General features: G+C 64.8%; 15 protein-coding genes. 11 read left to right on the top strand and 4 right to left on the bottom strand.

The features are described from left to right. Positions 1-92: 92 nt before the first annotated feature. Positions 93-1,538: an ATP-binding protein gene (locus tag QU44_RS06165; protein ID WP_033920912.1), complete on the top strand. Its 1,446-nt coding sequence runs from the start codon at positions 93-95 to the stop codon at positions 1,536-1,538. Between the two features lie 9 nt (positions 1,539-1,547). On the opposite strand, the gene QU44_RS06160 is transcribed toward QU44_RS06165, so the two are convergent. Beyond that, the gene (locus QU44_RS06160; protein ID WP_033920911.1) at positions 1,548-2,357 is read right to left on the bottom strand and encodes an oxygenase MpaB family protein; all 810 of its coding nucleotides are present in this window, start codon (positions 2,355-2,357) and stop codon (positions 1,548-1,550) included. A 124-nt stretch (positions 2,358-2,481) separates the two neighbouring features. After that, positions 2,482-3,348 (bottom strand): LysR family transcriptional regulator, encoded by an 867-nt coding sequence (locus tag QU44_RS06155; protein ID WP_033920910.1) that lies wholly within the window; start codon positions 3,346-3,348, stop codon positions 2,482-2,484. Positions 3,349-3,474: 126 nt separating this feature from the next. Here QU44_RS06155 and QU44_RS06150 point away from each other — a divergent pair, with 126 nt between their 5' ends. Further along, a complete protein-coding gene (locus QU44_RS06150) occupies positions 3,475-4,584 on the top strand; it encodes an acyl-CoA dehydrogenase family protein (RefSeq protein ID WP_052134386.1) in 1,110 nt (369 codons plus the stop codon). Next, positions 4,581-6,182 carry a carboxyl transferase domain-containing protein gene (locus QU44_RS06145; protein ID WP_033920907.1) on the top strand — a complete coding sequence of 534 codons (1,602 nt, stop codon included), beginning with the start codon at positions 4,581-4,583 and terminating at the stop codon, positions 6,180-6,182. Before QU44_RS06150 ends, QU44_RS06145 begins: the two co-directional genes overlap by 4 nt. Positions 6,183-6,199: 17 nt before the next feature. Here QU44_RS06145 and QU44_RS17710 read toward each other — a convergent pair whose 3' ends face one another. Continuing rightward, a complete protein-coding gene (locus tag QU44_RS17710) occupies positions 6,200-6,631 on the bottom strand; it encodes an endonuclease domain-containing protein (protein WP_231621638.1) in 432 nt (143 codons plus the stop codon). A gap of 69 nt (positions 6,632-6,700) precedes the next feature. Here QU44_RS17710 and QU44_RS06135 point away from each other — a divergent pair, with 69 nt between their 5' ends. From QU44_RS06135 to QU44_RS06125, 3 genes are read left to right on the top strand one after another with little or no spacing between them, the layout of a single operon-like run. Further along, a complete protein-coding gene (locus QU44_RS06135) occupies positions 6,701-8,551 on the top strand; it encodes an acetyl/propionyl/methylcrotonyl-CoA carboxylase subunit alpha (protein ID WP_033920904.1) in 1,851 nt (616 codons plus the stop codon). Further along, positions 8,551-9,003 carry a MaoC family dehydratase gene (locus QU44_RS06130; protein WP_033920902.1) on the top strand — a complete coding sequence of 151 codons (453 nt, stop codon included), beginning with the start codon at positions 8,551-8,553 and terminating at the stop codon, positions 9,001-9,003. Before QU44_RS06135 ends, QU44_RS06130 begins: the two co-directional genes overlap by 1 nt. After that, the gene (locus tag QU44_RS06125) at positions 9,000-9,839 is read left to right on the top strand and encodes an HpcH/HpaI aldolase/citrate lyase family protein (RefSeq protein ID WP_033920900.1); all 840 of its coding nucleotides are present in this window, start codon (positions 9,000-9,002) and stop codon (positions 9,837-9,839) included. Before QU44_RS06130 ends, QU44_RS06125 begins: the two co-directional genes overlap by 4 nt. 91 nt (positions 9,840-9,930) lie before the next feature. Here the strand turns inward: QU44_RS06125 and QU44_RS06120 are convergent, their stop codons facing one another. Next, positions 9,931-11,409 (bottom strand): alkaline phosphatase, encoded by a 1,479-nt coding sequence (locus QU44_RS06120; protein ID WP_052134377.1) that lies wholly within the window; start codon positions 11,407-11,409, stop codon positions 9,931-9,933. A 326-nt stretch (positions 11,410-11,735) separates the two neighbouring features. Here QU44_RS06120 and QU44_RS06115 point away from each other — a divergent pair, with 326 nt between their 5' ends. The 5 genes from QU44_RS06115 to panB all read left to right on the top strand — a co-directional run bounded on the left by QU44_RS06115 (position 11,736) and on the right by panB (position 17,809). Further along, positions 11,736-14,033: a TonB-dependent receptor family protein gene (locus tag QU44_RS06115; protein WP_033920899.1), complete on the top strand. Its 2,298-nt coding sequence runs from the start codon at positions 11,736-11,738 to the stop codon at positions 14,031-14,033. Between the two features lie 304 nt (positions 14,034-14,337). Next, positions 14,338-15,735, top strand: a complete 1,398-nt coding sequence (locus QU44_RS06110) for a trypsin-like peptidase domain-containing protein (RefSeq protein WP_052134376.1) — start codon at positions 14,338-14,340, stop codon at positions 15,733-15,735. A gap of 374 nt (positions 15,736-16,109) precedes the next feature. Further along, entirely contained in the window at positions 16,110-16,388 is a 279-nt protein-coding gene (locus QU44_RS18160) for a hypothetical protein (RefSeq protein WP_156140974.1), read from the top strand. Positions 16,389-16,517: 129 nt separating this feature from the next. Then, positions 16,518-16,868 carry an ArsC family reductase gene (locus tag QU44_RS06105; RefSeq protein WP_033920897.1) on the top strand — a complete coding sequence of 117 codons (351 nt, stop codon included), beginning with the start codon at positions 16,518-16,520 and terminating at the stop codon, positions 16,866-16,868. Between the two features lie 80 nt (positions 16,869-16,948). Beyond that, the gene (gene panB, locus QU44_RS06100) at positions 16,949-17,809 is read left to right on the top strand and encodes a 3-methyl-2-oxobutanoate hydroxymethyltransferase (protein ID WP_033920895.1); all 861 of its coding nucleotides are present in this window, start codon (positions 16,949-16,951) and stop codon (positions 17,807-17,809) included. Positions 17,810-17,879 lie beyond the last annotated feature (70 nt).

The raw sequence follows: 17,879 nt of genomic DNA, 5'->3' as shown, positions 1-17,879 counted from the left end.
TCCCGATCGGGGAGGGGAGCGCCGATTTCGATTCACAGCTTTCTGTCGGTTATCGCTTGCCTGTCGTCCCCCCCATCGGCCACACGCACGCCATGGCGATATCGGTGGACATGGGGGTCGACGATGCGGGACGTCCCGCGTCGATCGACCTGGAAGAATTATTGGCGACCCGCCTGCTGGTGCAGGGCAATTCCGGGTCGGGCAAATCGCATCTGTTGCGCCGGCTGCTTGAACGCAGCGCCCCGCATGTCCAGCAGGTCATCATTGATCCCGAGGGCGATTTCGTCACCTTGTCCGAACGCTATGGCCATGTCGTGGTCGAGGCGGGGGAATATTCGGCGGCTGAAATCCTGCGCTTTGCCGGGCGCTGCCGCGAGCATCGCGCGTCGGTGGTGCTGAGCCTAGAGGGGCTGGAGGCCGAGGGGCAGATGCGGACGGCTGCGGCGTTTCTGGGCGGGCTGTTCGATGCGCCGCGTGAACATTGGTATCCGGCCCTGGTGGTGGTCGACGAGGCGCAGGTGTTCGCGCCGGCAGGTGGCGGCGAGGTAGCCGAAGAGGTGCGGCGTGCATCGCTGGGGGCGATGACCAACCTGATGTGTCGCGGGCGCAAGCGCGGACTGGCCGGAATCATCGCGACGCAGCGGCTGGCCAAGCTTGCCAAGAACGTCGCCGCCGAAGCGTCGAACTTCCTGATGGGGCGGACGTTCCTAGACATCGACATGCTGCGCGCTGCCGATTTGCTGGGGATGGAGCGCAAACAGGCCGATGCGATCCGCGATCTGGCGCGCGGCAGCTTCCTGGCGCTGGGGCCGGCGATCTCGCGGCGGCCGGTGTCGATCCGTATCGGTTCGGTCGAAACCGGCGCGCGCGCGGTCGCACCCAAGCTGACGCCGTTGCCAACACCATCGGCGGACATGAAGCAGACGTTGCTTGAAGAACCCGAGCAGGCGAGCCTGTTCCTGGTGTCGCCACCGCCGCCGCCGCCCGCGCCCGCCGAAAGCGTGCTCGAAACGCTGGCCAAGGTCGATCTGCCGCCGCCGGTCGAGGATGATTCGCCCCCCGTCGATGTCGCGGCGGTGGTTGCCGATGTGCTGCGCGCGATCGTGGCCGAACCTGACGCCGCCGCGCGATCGGCAACGATGTTGTTCCAGGATTTCCAGGTGCGCTGCCGGATGCAGGGGGTACATCGCTCGCCGCTCGACGCATCGGCCTTTGCCCGCCGGGTCGCGGCGGCGCGCGCGGGGGTGTATGATTGCGAGGGCGAGGAATGGGCACCCGCGATCCGCGCCGCGCGTGACCTGCCCGACGATATGCTGGGACCGTATCTGGCGATCGCCCGCGCGGCTCGCGATGGCGCGCCGTGCCCGAGCGACGAGGAACTGGCGCGGGTATATGGCACCACCTCGCTTGGGCGCGCGCGGCGGGTGATCGGCTATATCGAGGAGCGGCAGATATTGGTCACGCGGGTGGATCTGTCAGGCAAGCGTTCGATGACGATCCCGGCGCTGGGGTGGACGACGCTGCCAGCGGCGGCCTGATCGCGCGGCTCAGGCAGTAGCGAAGGCCCAGCGCAGCGCCCTGGCGACGCCGGTGGTCGTGCCCGACACCAGCGGCCGGCGCATTCGCGAGGTCGGCAGGCCGTGCATCGCCGCCGCCCAGGGGGGCAGCAGATCGACCGCCGCCTGAAGCAGCATCGCTTGCACCGGCGCTGCCACCGCCGAACGCGCGGGCTGTGACAGGATCAGGCGAGACACTTCGCGGGTGCGCGAATCGACCCGCAGTTCACCGCGATAGGCCAGCAACAGCGAATCGGCGGCGGCGCGGGTTTCGGGCACCGGGTCCGCCCCCAGCGCGCGCGCAATCTGTGCGAACTGCGCGAAATAGCGGTCCTGTTCGGGGCTGGTGAGCGGCTTTGATCCGAACTTCTGCCACGCATCGAGAAAGCCGATCGCTTCGGCGACATGCACCCATGCCAGCAAATGCGGATCGCCGGCGCGATAGGGGGTGCCATCGGCAAGCGTGCCGCCGACATGATCGTGAATCCGGCGCACCCGCGCCATCGCCGCTTCGGCGTCGACCCGGTCGCCATAGGTGGTCACCGCGATGAAGCGCGCGGTGCGGCGCAGGCGGCCCAGCATGTCCTCGCGGAAATTCGAATGGTCCCACACCCCGGCAAGCGCGGCGGGGTGAAGCATCTGGAGCAGCAACGCCGCAACGCCGCCGACCATCATGCTGGTGACATCGCCATGCACCCGCCAGATCGGCGTGCCCGGATCGAACAAGGCATTGTCCGATCGCATCACCGGGCGCTCGCCCTTTGCCTGATCGTTGAACACCGCGCGCACCTGACCGATCATCTGCCGCCGCAACAATGCGGCAGGGCCGGAGCGAATATCGGCTAAACGGGGCGGGGTTGGCGCTGGCATCATCCCAAATATGGGGCGGCGACCGCCGCCGTGCAGGGGCAGGCGGGGGAAATCGTCAGGCGACCGCTGTTCGCAGCGCGGCGATCAGCGCGGGTGGGGTCGTCGCCAAAGCCTCTGCATTCGCGCCATAGATCAGCCCGATCGAACGGCGCAGGTTGAACCCGGCCAGGCGCGGGCGAACGACGCCGGGCGAATCATACCCCAGCGGCATCATCGTCAGTCCAAGCCCGGCGGCGATCATCGCCAGCACCCGCTCATCATTGGTCGACCGATAGGCGAAATGCGGGCGCACCCCGCGTTCGGTGAAATGCCGGCTGGTTTCGGACAGCGCCTCGCAATGGCGGCGGACGATCATCACCTCGGCGGCAAGCGCCTCGGCCTCGATCACTGCTTCACCGGCCAGCCGGTGATTGGCGGGCAGGGCGAGCGCATAGCCTTCGTCGAACAGCGTCTCTTCTAGGAAGCGGTCGCCGCCGCGCGCCACCAGCGTCAGCGCGCAATCGACGCGGCCACGCGCGACATGGCCGACCAGTTCGCGCTCGCTGCCGTCGACCAGTTCGATCCGCGCCTCGGGATCGAGCGCGCGCATCTGGCTGACGGCCCGCGCGATGAAGGCGGCGGGGATGCTGTGCAGGATGCCGATCCGCAATTCGGGGTGATTCGTCGCGGCGGTTGCGGCTTGCAGCGCCAGGTTGAACTCGCTTTCGATCCGGCGGGCATGGTCGAGGAAGCGCGTGCCCGCGCCGGTGAGTTCTACCCGCTGGCTCGACCGCAGGAATAAGGGGGTGCCAAGAAAGCGTTCGAGCTTGGCGATGCCCGCCGACAGCGTCGGCTGCGACACATGGCAATTGGCGGCGGCGCGCGAGAAATTGCCATGATCGACCACGGCGAGGAAATAGCGAAGCTGATAGCGGTCAATCATAGACCGCATCTATGCTATGGGGTGTGAAGCTTCAATTTCTGTCGCAGTTCGAAATCGGCTACAAGGCAAAGAAAATAGGAGAGCCCTGTGACCAGTTTCGATTTCGCGCTTGGCGAAAATGCCGACATGATTCGCGAAAGCACGCAGCGTTTCGCCACCGACCGGATCATGCCGATCGCGGCGCGCATCGACGCCGATGACTGGTTCCCGCGTGAGCTGTGGCCCGAAATGGGTGCGCTGGGGCTGCACGGGATTACCGTTGCCGAGGCGGATGGCGGGCTGGGCCTTGGCTATCTCGAACATGTCATCGCGTGCGAGGAAGTCAGCCGTGCATCGGCTTCGGTGGGCCTTAGCTATGGCGCGCATTCGAACCTGTGCATCAATCAGATCGCCCGTTGGGGCAATGCCGAGCAGAAGGCGAAATACCTGCCCAAGCTGATTTCGGGCGAGCATGTCGGGTCGCTGGCGATGTCCGAGGCGGGAGCCGGATCGGACGTGGTGTCGATGAAGCTGAAGGCTGAGCGCGTTGCGGGCGGCTATGTGCTCAACGGCACGAAATTCTGGATCACCAACGCGCCCTATGCCGACACGCTGGTGGTCTATGCCAAGACGGGTGAGGGATCGCGCGGGATCACCACCTTCCTGATCGAAAAGGACATGGCGGGCTTCGCGATCGGGCAGAAGATCGACAAGATGGGGATGCGCGGCAGCCCAACCGCTGAATTGGTCTTCACCGATTGCATGGTGCCCGAGGCGCAGGTGATGGGGCCGGAAAATGGCGGCGTCGGGGTGCTGATGTCGGGGCTGGATTATGAACGCGCGGTGCTGGCGGGTATCCAGTTGGGGATCATGCAGGCGTGTCTCGACGTGGTGCTGCCCTATGTTCGCGAGCGGCGGCAGTTCGGCGCGGCGATCGGGTCGTTCCAATTGGTGCAGGCCAAGATCGCCGACATGTATGTCGCACTCAATTCGGCGCGCGCTTATGTCTATGCGGTCGCCAAGTCGTGCGATGCGGGGCGGACGACGCGCTTCGATGCGGCAGGCGCGATCCTGCTGGCGAGCGAGAATGCGTTTCGGGTTGCGGGCGAGGCGGTGCAGGCGCTGGGCGGGGCCGGCTATACCAAGGATTGGCCGGTCGAGCGGTTTCTGCGCGATGCCAAGTTGCTCGATATTGGGGCGGGGACAAATGAGATTCGGCGGATGCTGATCGGCCGTGAGCTGATCGGAGCGGCATGAGCGCGCCGGTTCTTATCTCGGCGATCGCCACCGATACGCCCGAATTCGCCGCCCGCGCCGCGCATAATCGCGCGCTTGCCGATGAGCTTCGCGCCCGCGTAGCCGAGGCGGCAAGGGGCGGGCCGGAACGCGCGCGTGACAAGCATGTCGCGCGCGGCAAGCTGCTGCCGCGCGATCGGGTCGAGCATCTGCTCGACGCGGGCAGCCCGTTCCTTGAGATCGGGCAGTTGGCGGCGAACGGGCTGTATGGCGATGAGGTGCCCGGCGCAGGCGTGATTGCGGGTATCGGCCGGGTATCGGGGCGGCAGGCGATGATCGTCTGCAACGACGCCACGGTGAAGGGCGGCACCTACTTCCCGATGACGGTGAAGAAGCATCTGCGCGCGCAGGAAATTGCCGAGGCGAACCGGCTGCCGTGCATCTACCTTGTCGATTCGGGCGGCGCGAACCTGCCCAACCAGGCCGAGGTGTTTCCCGACCGCGACCATTTCGGGCGTATCTTCTTCAACCAGGCGAATATGAGCGCGGCGGGGATCGCGCAGGTCGCGTGCGTGATGGGAAGCTGCACCGCGGGCGGGGCCTATGTGCCCGCCATGTCCGACGAAAGCGTGATCGTGCGCGGGCAGGGGACGATCTTCCTTGCCGGGCCACCACTGGTGCAGGCAGCGACCGGCGAAGTCATCAGCGCTGAGGATCTGGGCGGCGGCGATCTGCACGGGCGGCGATCGGGCGTGGTCGATCATGTCGCCGAGGATGACGCCCATGCGCTGACGATCGTGCGCGACATCGTATCGACGCTCGCACCCGATGCGGTGCCCGACGTGAATGTGCGCGCGCCGGTGCCGCCGAAATACGACCCCGCCGAGCTGTATGGCATCGTTCCCGACGATGTGCGCGCGCCCTATGACGTGCGCGAGGTGATCGCACGGCTGGTCGATGCGTCGGAATTTCACGAGTTCAAGGCGCTGTACGGCACCACCCTGGTGTGCGGTTTCGCCCATATCCACGGGATGCCGGTCGCGATCCTGGCGAATAACGGCGTGCTGTTCAGCGAAAGCGCGGTCAAGGGCGCGCACTTCATCGAATTGGCGTGCCAGCGGCGGGTGCCGTTGTTGTTCCTGCAGAACATTAGCGGCTTCATGGTCGGCGGCAAATATGAGGCCGAAGGGATCGCCAAGCACGGGGCCAAGCTGGTGACCGCGGTGGCGACCGCCAGCGTGCCCAAGGTAACGGTGCTGATCGGCGGCAGTTTCGGGGCCGGCAATTACGGCATGTGCGGCCGTGCCTATAGCCCGCGCTTCCTGTTTTCCTGGCCCAACAGCCGGATCAGCGTGATGGGCGGCGAGCAGGCGGCAAGCGTGCTGGCGACGGTCCACCGCGACGCCGCTACCTGGTCCGACGTAGAAGCCGAAGCCTTCAAGGCCCCGGTGCGCGCGACCTATGAGGCCGAGGGCAGTCCGTATTACGCCACCTCGCGATTGTGGGATGATGGGATCATTGATCCGGCGCAGACCCGCGATGTGCTGGGGCTGGCATTTGCGGCGTGTCTGAACGCACCGGTGCCGCAGCGTGCGAGCTTTGGGGTGTTCCGGATGTGATGGGGCGGGGCGAAACCTTAATCCTCCCCGAGCTTTGCTCGGGGAGGGGGACCATGCGAAGCATGGTGGAGGGGCAGCCGCGCAAGCGCCGCCGCAACGACGCCGCGCACCACTGCCTCCATATCCCCCAGCGCCGCAGCTGCAGGGATGCGCAAGACCGCGATACCAGCCTTCGCACACCACCGATCACGCGCGGTATCTCGCATTGGCTGATCGCCGCGCGAATGCACTTCGCCATCGACCTCGATCGCCAGCCGAGCGTCACCGCAGTAAAAGTCGAGGACATAGCTGCCACAGGGATGCTGGCGGCGAAACTTCAGCCCCGCCGGGCGGGTGCGAAGAACGTTCCACAGCAGCACTTCGGGCAGCGTCATGGCGCGGCGCAAGCGGCGGGCACGGTCGACGCCGCCCGTGGCAGCTTTAGGCGCGATGTCTTTCAGCATCCCCATTTCCCCTCCACCATGCTGCGCATGGTCCCCCTCCCCGAGCAAAGCTCGGGGAGGATTTAGGTAGTCATCATGATCCAATCGCTGCTTATCGCCAATCGCGGTGAAATCGCCTGCCGCATCACCCGCACCGCACGGGCGATGGGGATCCGCACCGTTGCCGTCTATTCGGATGCCGATGCCGGGGCGTTGCATGTTCGTCTTGCCGATGAAGCGGTCCATGTCGGGCCTTCGCCGGCGCGTGAGAGTTATCTGGTGGGTGAAAATATCATCGCGGCCGCTCGCGCCACCGGGGCAGAGGCGATCCATCCAGGCTATGGTTTCCTGTCGGAAAACGCCGCGTTCGCACAAAGCGTGATGGATGCTGGCCTAGTGTGGGTCGGGCCGCGTCCGGCCTCGATCACCGCGATGGGGCTGAAGGATGCCGCCAAGCGGCTGATGCAGGATGCCGGGGTTCCCACGACGCCGGGCTATCTGGGCGAGGACCAGTCGCCGCAGCGCCTGGCGCGCGAGGCCGATGCGATCGGCTATCCGGTGCTGATCAAGGCGGTGGCGGGCGGCGGCGGCAAGGGGATGCGGCGGGTCGACGATCCCGCCGACTTTGCCGAAGCATTGGTCTCGTGCCGGCGCGAGGCGAGCGCAAGCTTCGGCAATGATCATGTGCTGCTCGAAAAATGGATCACCAATCCGCGCCATATCGAGGTGCAGGTGTTCGGCGACACCCACGGCAATGTCGTCCATCTGTTCGAGCGCGATTGCTCGCTGCAACGCCGCCACCAAAAGGTGATCGAGGAAGCGCCGGCGCCGGGGATGGACCCGGCCACCCGCGCCGCGATCTGCGATGCGGCGGTGCGCGCGGCGCGGGCGGTGGATTATGTCGGGGCGGGGACGATCGAGTTTATCGCCGATGGTTCGGGGCCGGTTTCGGCCGACCGCACCTGGTTCATGGAAATGAACACCCGGTTGCAGGTCGAACATCCGGTGACCGAGGCGATCACCGGGGTCGATCTGGTCGAATGGCAATTGCGCGTGGCATCGGGCGAGCCGCTGCCACTCACCCAGGATCAACTGACGATCACCGGCCATGCGATGGAGGTGCGGCTCTATGCCGAAGACCCGGCCAAGGGCTTCCTGCCCTCGATCGGGCGGCTGGATCGGTTCCGGCTGGGCGAGGGGTGCCGCGTCGATACCGGGGTGGAGGAAGGCGCGACGATCTCGCCCTTTTACGACCCGATGATCGCGAAGGTGATCACCCACGGGCCGACGCGGGAGGCGGCGCGGGCAGGGCTTTCGGCAGCGCTGGCGACGAGCGTGATTTCGCCGCTGCGGACCAATGCGGGGTTTCTGGTGAAGGCGCTCGACCATCCGGCGTTCGTTGCGGGCGAGGTCGATACCGGGCTGATCGCGCGCGAGGGCGAGGCGCTGATGCCGGCGGCGATGCCTTCTGACGCGGGGTTGGCGGCGGCTGCTGGCACGTTGGCGGCTGGGGATGCGCTTGGCGGGTTTCGGCTGAATGCCGCGCGGCAGGCGACAGGGCGGTTTTTGCTCGATGGGGTAGAGGTGGAAACAAGCCTTGAGGGCGCCCTTCGACAAGCTCAGTACGAACGGAGTGGGGGCGGCATTCTGATCTCCGAAGCCGGTCAGACCTGGCACCTCACCCCCTGGCGCATTGAAGGCAAGGGTGCCGCAGCCGCCGGCGATGGCTCGATCATTTCGCCGATGCCGGGGCGGATCATCGCGGTGGCGGTGGTGCAGGGCGAACAGGTTGCCAAGGGTCAGAAGCTGCTGACGCTCGAGGCGATGAAGATGGAGCATAGCCTGGTCGCACCCTATGACGGGGTGGTCGCCGCGTTGGATGCGGTCGAGGGCGGGCAGGTGAGCGAAGGCGCGGTGCTCGCGCGGATCGAAAAGGTGGAAGGCTGATGGCGGGGCGCTATTTCGATCAGTGGAGCGTCGGCGACCGGATCGTCCACGACATCCGCCGCACCGTAACCGAAACCGATAATCTGCTGTTCACGGTGATGACGCATAATCCGCAGCCCTTGCACCTGGATGCCGAGGCGGCGCGCGCGTCGGAGTTTGGCCAGATCCTGGTCAACGGCACTTTTACTTTTGCGCTGATGGTCGGGCTGTCGGTGGGCGATACGACGCTGGGGACGCTGGTGGCCAATCTTGGCTATGACAAGCTGGTGATGCCGTCGCCGGTGTTTCTGGGCGATACGCTGCGCGCCGAGACCGAGATCGTCGCGCTGAAGGACAGCCGATCGCGGCCCGAGGCGGGGATCGTGACGTTCGGCCACCGAATGCTCAACCAGCGCGATCAGGTGGTGTGCGAATGCCTGCGGACCGCGTTGCTGCTGCGGGCACCGGCATGAGGCTGCGTTCGCTGTTGTTCGTGCCCGGCGACCGGCCCGAACGCTTTGCCAAGGCCGCCGCGAGCGGGGCCGATGCGATCATCCTCGACCTGGAGGATTCGGTGACGCCGGCGCGCAAGGAGGACGCGCGTGGGGCGGTGGCTGACTGGCTGGAGGGTCAGCGGACGGTGCCTGCGATCGTGCGGATCAACCCGGTCGATGGTGGGCTGGCCGAGCGTGATCTGGCGGCGGTGATGGCGGCGCGGCCCGATGCGATCATGCTGCCAAAGGCCGAAGGAGCGGCGTCGGTCGAGGCGCTGGTGGCGATGATGGGGGCGGGCGCGGTGCCGGTGCTGCCGATCGCGACCGAGACGCCGCGCGCGATCTTTGCGCTGGGCGAATATGCCGCCGTCGCCGACCGGCTGCTCGGCCTGACCTGGGGAGCCGAGGATTTGCCCGCCGCGATCGGTGCGACCTCGTCGCGCGAAGCCGATGGCGGCTACACCGCGCCCTATGAAATGGTGCGATCACTCACGTTGTTCGGCGCGCATGCGGCGGGCGTGGCGGCGATCGAGACGGTGTTTCCCGCGATCGGCGATGGCGCGGCGCTCGCCGGCTATGTCGCGCGGGCGCGGCGCGATGGCTTTACCGGCATGATGGCGATCCATCCCGCGCAGGTGGCGGCGATCAACGAAGGGTTCACCCCCAGCGCCGATGAAGTGGCGCGCGCGCGGGCGATCGTGGCGGCGTTTGCCGATTCACCCGAGGCGGGAACGTTGCAGTTCGACGGGCGGATGATCGACCGCCCGCATCTGGTGCAGGCGCGCAAGCTGCTGGCGCGCGCTGGGGCGAGTTAGGGCGGGGTTTTTTGTCATTCCCGCGAAGGCGGGAATCCATAACCGATGCACTGGATTATGGATTCCCCCCTTCGCGGGAATGACGGGGTGATTACTTCTCGCCCGCCCCCATCGCGTCGGCGATCACATAGTAGATGCCGTGTTGCTCGATCGTTCCCTTGAACAGATGCGCCATCGGCCCGGTGGCGCGCACCGCGACATCCTCGCCGCCATGCGTTTCGCCGCCCAGCGGCACCAGCGCCTGTTGCTTGTAATCGAGCGCGGTGGTGTCGGTGCCAATCGGATCGGCGCGTTCGCCGGTTACCGCGCCGGGGCCGTTGGCATAGCCAAGCGTCGTATAGCCCTTGCCGTCGCGGGCGCGGAAGGGCTGGTGGTCGTCGCCCGCTGCCACGCCCAGGATCGGATTGTTGCGCGTCGGATACCCTGCGAAGGAAAAGGCGTGGCTGTGATCGGCGGTGGTGACGATCAGCGTGTCGGTGCCCTTGGTCGCTTCGAGCGCGGCGGCGACCGCCTGGTCGAGCGCAACCGCGTCCTCAAGCGCGCGGCGGGCGTTGCCGGCGTGGTGCGCGTGGTCGATCCGACCGGCTTCGACCAGCAGCACGAAGCCGCGTTGGTTGCGCGACAGCATTGCGATCGATGTCCGGGTCATGTCGGCTAGCGAGGGTTCGCCCGCCTTATCGCCCTTGCGATCGGCTTCATATTGCATGTGATCGGGCTGGAAGAGGCCGAGCACCTTATGGTCGCGCGCCGGGTTCAGCGCGGCGAAGCCGGCAGCGTCGGTGACGTAGCGTGCGCCGCGATTGTGCCGCTGCCATTCGGCGATCAGGTCACGTCCATCCTCGCGCAAGCCCTTCACCTCGGGATATTCGGGATCAGTGGCGGTGGCGGGCAGGAAATAGCGCCGTCCGCCGCCCAGCACGACGTCAAGCTTCGACCCCACCGAATCCTCGACCAGTTGCGAGGCGATGTCCTTGCAGCCCGCCGCCTTGGCCGCCGCCGGCACCGCAGCTTCCCAATCGCGCTGCGGGGTGTGGGCATAAGCGGCGGCGGGAGTCGCATGGGTGATCCGCGCGGTTGAGATCACGCCGGTCGCGCGGCCCTGTTGCTGCGCCAGCGCGAAGATCGAGGGGACGTCATGGCCGCGCGCGCTGGCGCAATCGTCGGTCAGCGCTTCGGGGCCGACGCCGATCGATCCGTTGCGTGTCTTTACCCCGGCCAGGATCGCGGTGGCGGTTGGGGCCGAATCGGCCACCTGCGCGTCGTGCGAATAGGTTTTTACCAGCGCGGCATGCGGCAGCGTATCCATCGCGGTGACGAAGGATTCACCGTCCTTGCCAGCAAGCTGCCCCTGGTGAATCCGCGCGGCGGTGAGCGTCGATACGCCCATCCCATCGCCGATAAAGACGATCACGTTGCGGGCCGGGCGGTCGATCGGCACCGATGCTTTGAGCCGCGCAAGCTCGGCCAGCCCCTGCTGGCGATAGGCTTCGGTATCCGCCTGCTGTGCGACGGCGGGCACGGCGGCGATGCAGGCGAGGGGAATGAGGCAGCGGCGCAGGGTGGGGGTCATTGGAGTCTCCTAGGCAGCCTCCTCTTTCAGATGCTGATGACAATTGCGATACAGCGCCGCGCGAAAAGTTCAGGCGTCCTCGGTGACTTTGACGCTATTTGGTCCCCAGGTTGCCAGCCGGCGGCCGGGGCGGCCGCATAGAAACCACGCGGAATGAACGCTGTCGGCGAATCGCAAGCACAGGCGGGCGTCTGGTTCTGGCAGCAAACCCGAACGACCGTGTCGTTAATACCACAGTCCAGCATTTGTAGAACCGGGACCAAAAGCCACTTGCCTATGCGAGTGACTTGCAATAGCGAGCGAGCTATTCTTAAGAAAGGTCCAGCATGATCCTTCCGTTTGTCCGCACTGCCCTGTTGCCCGGCTGCTCGGCGATTGCTTTGCTTGCATCGGCCGAACCTGCGAATGCGCAAGCCGTTAACACCGACCTTGCAACCGCCGCTGCCGCCGCAGCCGGCGCGACGCAGACTGCGACGGAAATCGTCGTGGTCGGCACACCCGAAGAATCGTACGCAATTGGCGGTTCCTTCGCCACCGTCACCAATGATGACCTGCGCCGCACCCGCGTGCTCAACGTCAATGACGCGCTGCGTCAGGTGGCAGGCGTGTTCGTGCGAGACGAGGAGGGTGCCGGGATGCGCCCCAATATCGGTATACGCGGATTGAACCCGATCCGCTCGACCAAGGTGTTGCTGCTCGAAGACGGCGTTCCGCTAGGCTATGCCCCCTATGGCGACAACGCCGCTTATTACCACCCGCCGATCCAGCGCTTCACCGCGGTCGAGGTGCTCAAGGGTGCCGGGCAGATCCGTTTCGGGCCGCAGACGATCGGCGGCGTGGTCAATTACATCACCCCCGAAGTGCCTGACGAGTTCATCGCCAATGGCACGATCGCAGGCGGCAATCGCGATATGCTGATGCTGGACGGGATGGTTGGCGGCAAGCTGCTGGGGGGCGGGGTGCTGATGCACGTCAACCACAACCAGACCGATGGCAACCGCGATAATCAGGCGCTGCGCTTCACCGACATCTTCATCAAGGGCGCGTGGGAGCTGGGGCCGGATCATGGCATCACCGTCAAGCTGTCGCGTTTCCGCGAAGACAGCCAGGTCGGATATTCGGGCCTTACCCGTGCCGAGTTCGCTGCGGCTCCGCGCAGCAACGTGTTCGTCAATGACGATTTCCAGACCGAGCGCCTGAATGCCACGCTCGCCCACCGCTGGGATCTGGGTGAGAATCTTCGCCTCATCACCACCGGCTATTACCATCACTTCACCCGTGACTGGTGGCGTCAATCGTCGAACAGTGGCCAGCGCCCGAACGACGCGAGCGATCCGACCTGCGGCGGGCTGGCCAATTTGCTGACGAGCTGCGGCAATGAAGGCCGGTTGCGCGATTACGACACCTATGGCGTCGAATCGCGCCTCACCGTCGATCACGCGCTGTTGGGCTTTGGCGGCGAGACCGAAATCGGCTTTCGCCACCACGAGGAGCGGCAGGCCCGGCGCCAGTGGAACGGCGATACGCCCGATGCCCGCCGCCCCGGAACTGGCGTGAATGCCGGGGTTCGCGAAAACAATCAGCGCGACACCAACGCTTTCTCGGCATTCATCCAGTCGCGGTTCGATTTCGGTGCGCTGTCGATCGCCCCCGGTGTGCGTGCGGAATTCATCGACATCACCCGCCGCAATCTGCCGATCGACGTTCTGGTGGGCGGTCGGCCCTTGGGCGCGGTGACGGCACCTACGAGCGGCAGTGAGAGTATCAACGAGGTCCTGCCCGGCATTGGCGCGACCTGGCAGGTCGCCGAAAACGTCACGCTGTATGGCGGGGTGCATCGCGGCTTTGCGCCGCCGCGCGTCGAAGACATCATCACCACCGCGGGCGGCTCGGTCGATCTCGATCCGGAGCTCAGCTGGAACTATGAAATCGGGGTTCGCGGCGAGTTCGTGCCCGGCATCAATGCCGATGCCACTTTCTTCGTCATGGATTTTGAAAACCAGATCGTTGCCCAATCGGTCGCAGGTGGAATCGGCACGCAGCTTACCTCGGCTGGCCGGACGCTGCATCGCGGCGGCGAATTCGCGCTGAACGCCTCCTCGCGCGATGCCGGGTGGACGCAAGGCGATACCGATGTGTTCGCACGGCTTGCCGTCACCTGGGTCGCCGATGCGATGTACAACAGCACCCGCATTGCCACCGCGCCCTGTTTCGACGGCGCGACCGCCGGCACGCTGGTGGCCACCGGCGCGGGCGCGGTGCCGTGCGGCGTCGCCCGCAATGTCGACGGCAACCGGCTGCCCTATTCGCCCGAATGGCTGGTATCGGGTGCCGTCGGGGTCGAGCACAAGGGGTTCACCGGACAGCTCGAATTGATCAGCCAGTCGTCGATCTTTGCCGACGACGTCAACCTCATCCCGGTCACGCCCGATGGCCAGCGCGGGCTGATCGAAGGCTGGACGCAGGTCAACGCGGCAGTGTCCTATGGCCCGCCCGGCGGCACGTGGGAGGTGTTCACCTCGGCACGCAACCTGTTCGACCGGCTCTATGTCGTCGACCGGGCGCGCGGGATATTGCCGGGCCAGCCGTTCACGATCCAAGCTGGCGTGACGCTGCGATACTGACGCTGCAAGAGTGGCGGGGGCCGTCGACCGTGGTCGATTGCCCCCCCGACCAGCATCACGGGAATGCGATCCGTTCAGGGTTGCTATGAGAGACAACTTGTCCGGCGCAACGGCATAGCGCGGAATGGACTGATAACTCAGCACCGGTTTGATAGCCTTTGCGGGCATGGTCCCGGCGGCGGCTTCGCGCCCCAATTCGTTACAGATGATCGCTTCGACTATTTGGGTTGAGCTGATATCGACCGGGTGCGGAGATGTTTTTGACGGTTTCAAAATCTCAGCTCGGCTGGGCTAAGGAATTTTAATGCGATATTTGTGGTTTGTTGCCGTGCTCTCCCTGATGGTGCCTTCGGCAGCGATGGCGGCATGTGCGCCACTACGGCTGCCTCCCGCGGGTTCCCTTCGGTCAGAAATCGTTACGGCCGTCCTGCCGGCGGTCGTTCAGGTGCAAGCACGATTTGGTCCTGACACCAACGAAAGCTTCGAAGAAGCACTCGGCGATGCGATGCGCCAGACACAGGCCAGCAATAGGCAATCCCTTGGCAGTGGATTTATCGTGTCGGGCGAAGGTCTGGTGGTTACCAACGAACACGTCGTGGCTCAGGCCACTCAGATAACGGTGCGCCTAGCTGACGGAAGCATTCGGGGCGCGACGCTGGTCGGCAGTGACGAGCGCACAGATATCGCGCTTTTGCGTATGGAGGCCTTGGCACGCTGCTATCCGGCGCTGACTTGGGGCGACAGCGAAAAGATCCGCGTTGGAGAGGACATAACGGCGGTCGGCTCGCCTTTCGGTCTTGGCGGTTCAGTTTCAGCCGGCATCATTTCCGGGCGTGGACGGACAATCGGTGCCGGACCTTATCACGACTTCCTCCAAATCGACGCGGCCATTAATCAAGGCAATAGCGGAGGGCCGTTGTTAGATATCGGCGGGCGAGTTGTCGGGATCAATACAGCGATTCTCGCGCCTGCTGGCGGGAATATTGGTATCGGTTTTGCCTTGCCGTCGGCCATGGCCCAGCGGGTGATCGCTGAACTTCAGACGCAGGGTAAGGTTAGCCGGACCAAGTTGGGGCTCAGCGTTGAAAACCTGACTGGGGATGTCGCCGAAGCGCTTGGGCTTTCCTCGGGCAATGGGGTGTTGGTAACTGGGGTGGAGCCGGGCAGCCCAGCAGAACGTGCAGGCATCCGTGTTTCAGATGTTGTGTTGTCTGTCGATGGCCGTGCCGTTAACGGTTTAGGAGCTCTGTCCGCCGAGATAGCAACGTTCGGGGCTAATCGCGGCGTCCCATTCGATTTGTGGCGCGATGGCAGGCCGCTGGCCCTTCAGTTGCTTCCTGTGTCGAAGCCTGACGCGACTGATCGCGCTAAGGAACTGGCTGGCAAAGCTGCTCCTGGGTCATTTCTTTCGATATCCGGACTTCAGCTTACCGGTACAACCAGAAGTATGAACGAAGTTGCGGGCCAGAGCGAGCTCGCTGGAGGTTTGATTGTTGTCACCGTCGCGCCGGGCAGCCCCGGCGAAGCAAGAGGTATGGCGGTCGGCGATATCATCGTCGCGGTGGGGGGGCAGGAGCTGGTGTCAACACAGCAGTTTTCCGAAGCGGTCAGCGCTGCATCGGAACGGGGTCGGCGTAACTTGCTGATCACAGTTCTTCATGGCCGAAACATCGTATGGATGGCTTTACCAATCGACCCATGACGACGCCCAATGGCAAATTGATGCCGTCGGGGGCGTCCACCCCATCACGGGCGCTGGCAACGGCGGGTGACAGGTCTGATGGAAAGCCGATGTCCGATATCGCGAGCAACCAGTCAGGGTATCCGCGCATATCCGCGCATAAATTGATCGGATGACCGCTTTAGGCGCGGTCAGCTTGGATTACGGATGACCGGGAATGGGTGGAAAAACGACATTCTCGGAACTAAGCTAATCAGATGCGAAGACTGCTAGCCTTTACAGCACTGGGATTAGTTACTGGTTGCGCGCAGAGTTGGCCAGAAGATGGAGTCGAGCAATCCAGAGACCTATTGGCGAGAGGCACCGCAGGTCTCCAATGTTGGGATTCAGCGTGGATGAAAGAGCGCGATAGACGCCACTCCGCTAGCTTGCGTCAAGATGATGCCTGTTTCTTCGCTAAAAAAGGCGTAAAGCTCTTCCAATCAAGTGATAAAGTATCAGCCATTGCGCGCTGTAAAGCAGCATCGACAACAGTTGAGGTTTCGGTCACCGTCTTTAGGTCGTCCGAGGCGTCGGATTACTGGGGCGGATATTTTTGTTCAATCGCACAAGGTGACGAATTGAATGGGATGCCGATCGGTTCTGCGACCGACCGCGAGACGGCTCTCTACTAAAGTCCGCTTCGGGGTCGGTAGCCGAATGGCAGGTTTTTGTTAACACTCCCAACAAGCAGTCATGCCCGTTTAGCACGCATATTTGCCATGCGCTTCCCTACGCCGCACAATAAAGCAGCAGGAATATCAATGACCGACGTCCAACTATACGGCATCCCCAATTGCGACACAGTGAAAAAAGCGCGGGTTTGGCTTGGCGAGCATGGCGTCGTGTACCAATTCCACGACTATAAGAAGCAGGGTGTCGATCCGGCGCGGTTGGTGCAGTGGTGTGGGCAGGTGGGCTGGGAGAAATTGGTCAATCGGGCGGGCACGACCTTTCGCAAGCTGCCCGATGCCGACAAGGTGATTGACGGCGAGGATTCGGCGATTGCGCTGATGGTGGCGAATCCTTCGCTCATCAAACGGCCGGTGGTCGAATATCCGGGCGGATTGCTGGTCGGCTTTTCCGCCGAAAGCTATGCCAGGGCGTTTTCCTGACCGGGCGGGCGATCGGCTGAATCGATGCCCGGCGCCGCCGCGCTTGGCGTTTGGTCGCCAAGGCTTTAGAGCGCGGGGCAATGTCGACTACCTTCACCCTAGATACCGGCACCAGCCGCGCCAACCCGACCCCCGCGCCGATGCGCCGGCTGACCGTGCCCGCCATCGCCGCGCGCAAAGGGGGCGAGCCGATCGTGATGCTGACCGCCTATACCGCGCGGATGGCGCAGTTGCTCGATCCGCATTGTGACGTGCTGCTGGTCGGCGACAGCCTGGGGCAAGTGATTTACGGCCTGCCATCGACGCTGTCGGTGACGCTGGACATGATGTGCGCGCATGGCGCGGCGGTGGTGCGTGGCAGCTATCATTCGGTCGTGGTGATCGACATGCCCTTTGGCAGCTATGAAGCCAGCCCAGAACAGGCCTTTGCCTCAGCGGCGCGGATCATGGCCGAGACGGGCGCAGCGGCGGTGAAGCTGGAAGGCGGCGCGGCGATGGCACCGACGATCGCGTTCCTGTCGCAGCGCGGTATCCCGGTGATGGCGCATATCGGGCTGACGCCACAGGCGGTGAACGTGCTGGGCGGCTATGGCGCGCGCGGACGTTCGGAGGCCGAGCAGCAAAAGATCGTCGGCGATGCGCGCGCGGTCGCCGATGCCGGTGCGTTCGCGCTGGTGGTCGAGGGCGTGGTCGAGCCGCTGGCGGTGACGATCACCGGCGCGGTTGCCTGCCCGGTGATCGGCATCGGCGCATCGGCCAAATGCGACGGCCAGGTGCTGGTGACCGAGGATATGCTGGGCATGTTCGAGCGCACGCCGCGCTTCGTGAAGAAGTTCGACGATATGGCTGGCCGCATTTCCGCCGTGGTTGCCGAATATGCTTCGGATGTGCGCGGACGTAGCTTTCCGGGGCCGGACCAGCTGTATCAACCCAAGCCCTGACCGATCCGATAAGCCATTTCGTTTCGCCCGTGCTGCGGCTAATGTCCGCCGCCGCAACACCCCATGGAGT

Origin of the sequence: Sphingomonas sp. 37zxx, assembly GCF_000786205.1 — a bacterium.
Lineage (GTDB): Bacteria > Pseudomonadota > Alphaproteobacteria > Sphingomonadales > Sphingomonadaceae > Sphingomonas.
Note: the sequence above shows the minus strand (reverse complement) of the source record. Positions and strands in the feature narration are given on the sequence as shown.

Coding starts and splice junctions, on each gene's coding strand:
- QU44_RS17710 (WP_231621638.1), bottom strand. CDS start 6,631: ATGGGGATGCTGAAAGACATCGCGCCTAAAGCTGCCACGGGCGGCGTC.
- QU44_RS06145 (WP_033920907.1), top strand. CDS start 4,581: ATGAGCGCGCCGGTTCTTATCTCGGCGATCGCCACCGATACGCCCGAA.
- QU44_RS06130 (WP_033920902.1), top strand. CDS start 8,551: ATGGCGGGGCGCTATTTCGATCAGTGGAGCGTCGGCGACCGGATCGTC.
- QU44_RS06105 (WP_033920897.1), top strand. CDS start 16,518: ATGACCGACGTCCAACTATACGGCATCCCCAATTGCGACACAGTGAAA.
- QU44_RS18160 (WP_156140974.1), top strand. CDS start 16,110: ATGAAAGAGCGCGATAGACGCCACTCCGCTAGCTTGCGTCAAGATGAT.
- QU44_RS06165 (WP_033920912.1), top strand. CDS start 93: ATGGCGATATCGGTGGACATGGGGGTCGACGATGCGGGACGTCCCGCG.
- QU44_RS06110 (WP_052134376.1), top strand. CDS start 14,338: ATGCGATATTTGTGGTTTGTTGCCGTGCTCTCCCTGATGGTGCCTTCG.
- QU44_RS06120 (WP_052134377.1), bottom strand. CDS start 11,409: ATGACCCCCACCCTGCGCCGCTGCCTCATTCCCCTCGCCTGCATCGCC.
- QU44_RS06160 (WP_033920911.1), bottom strand. CDS start 2,357: ATGATCGGTCAGGTGCGCGCGGTGTTCAACGATCAGGCAAAGGGCGAG.
- QU44_RS06115 (WP_033920899.1), top strand. CDS start 11,736: ATGATCCTTCCGTTTGTCCGCACTGCCCTGTTGCCCGGCTGCTCGGCG.
- QU44_RS06150 (WP_052134386.1), top strand. CDS start 3,475: ATGATTCGCGAAAGCACGCAGCGTTTCGCCACCGACCGGATCATGCCG.
- panB (WP_033920895.1), top strand. CDS start 16,949: ATGTCGACTACCTTCACCCTAGATACCGGCACCAGCCGCGCCAACCCG.
- QU44_RS06135 (WP_033920904.1), top strand. CDS start 6,701: ATGATCCAATCGCTGCTTATCGCCAATCGCGGTGAAATCGCCTGCCGC.
- QU44_RS06125 (WP_033920900.1), top strand. CDS start 9,000: ATGAGGCTGCGTTCGCTGTTGTTCGTGCCCGGCGACCGGCCCGAACGC.
- QU44_RS06155 (WP_033920910.1), bottom strand. CDS start 3,348: ATGATTGACCGCTATCAGCTTCGCTATTTCCTCGCCGTGGTCGATCAT.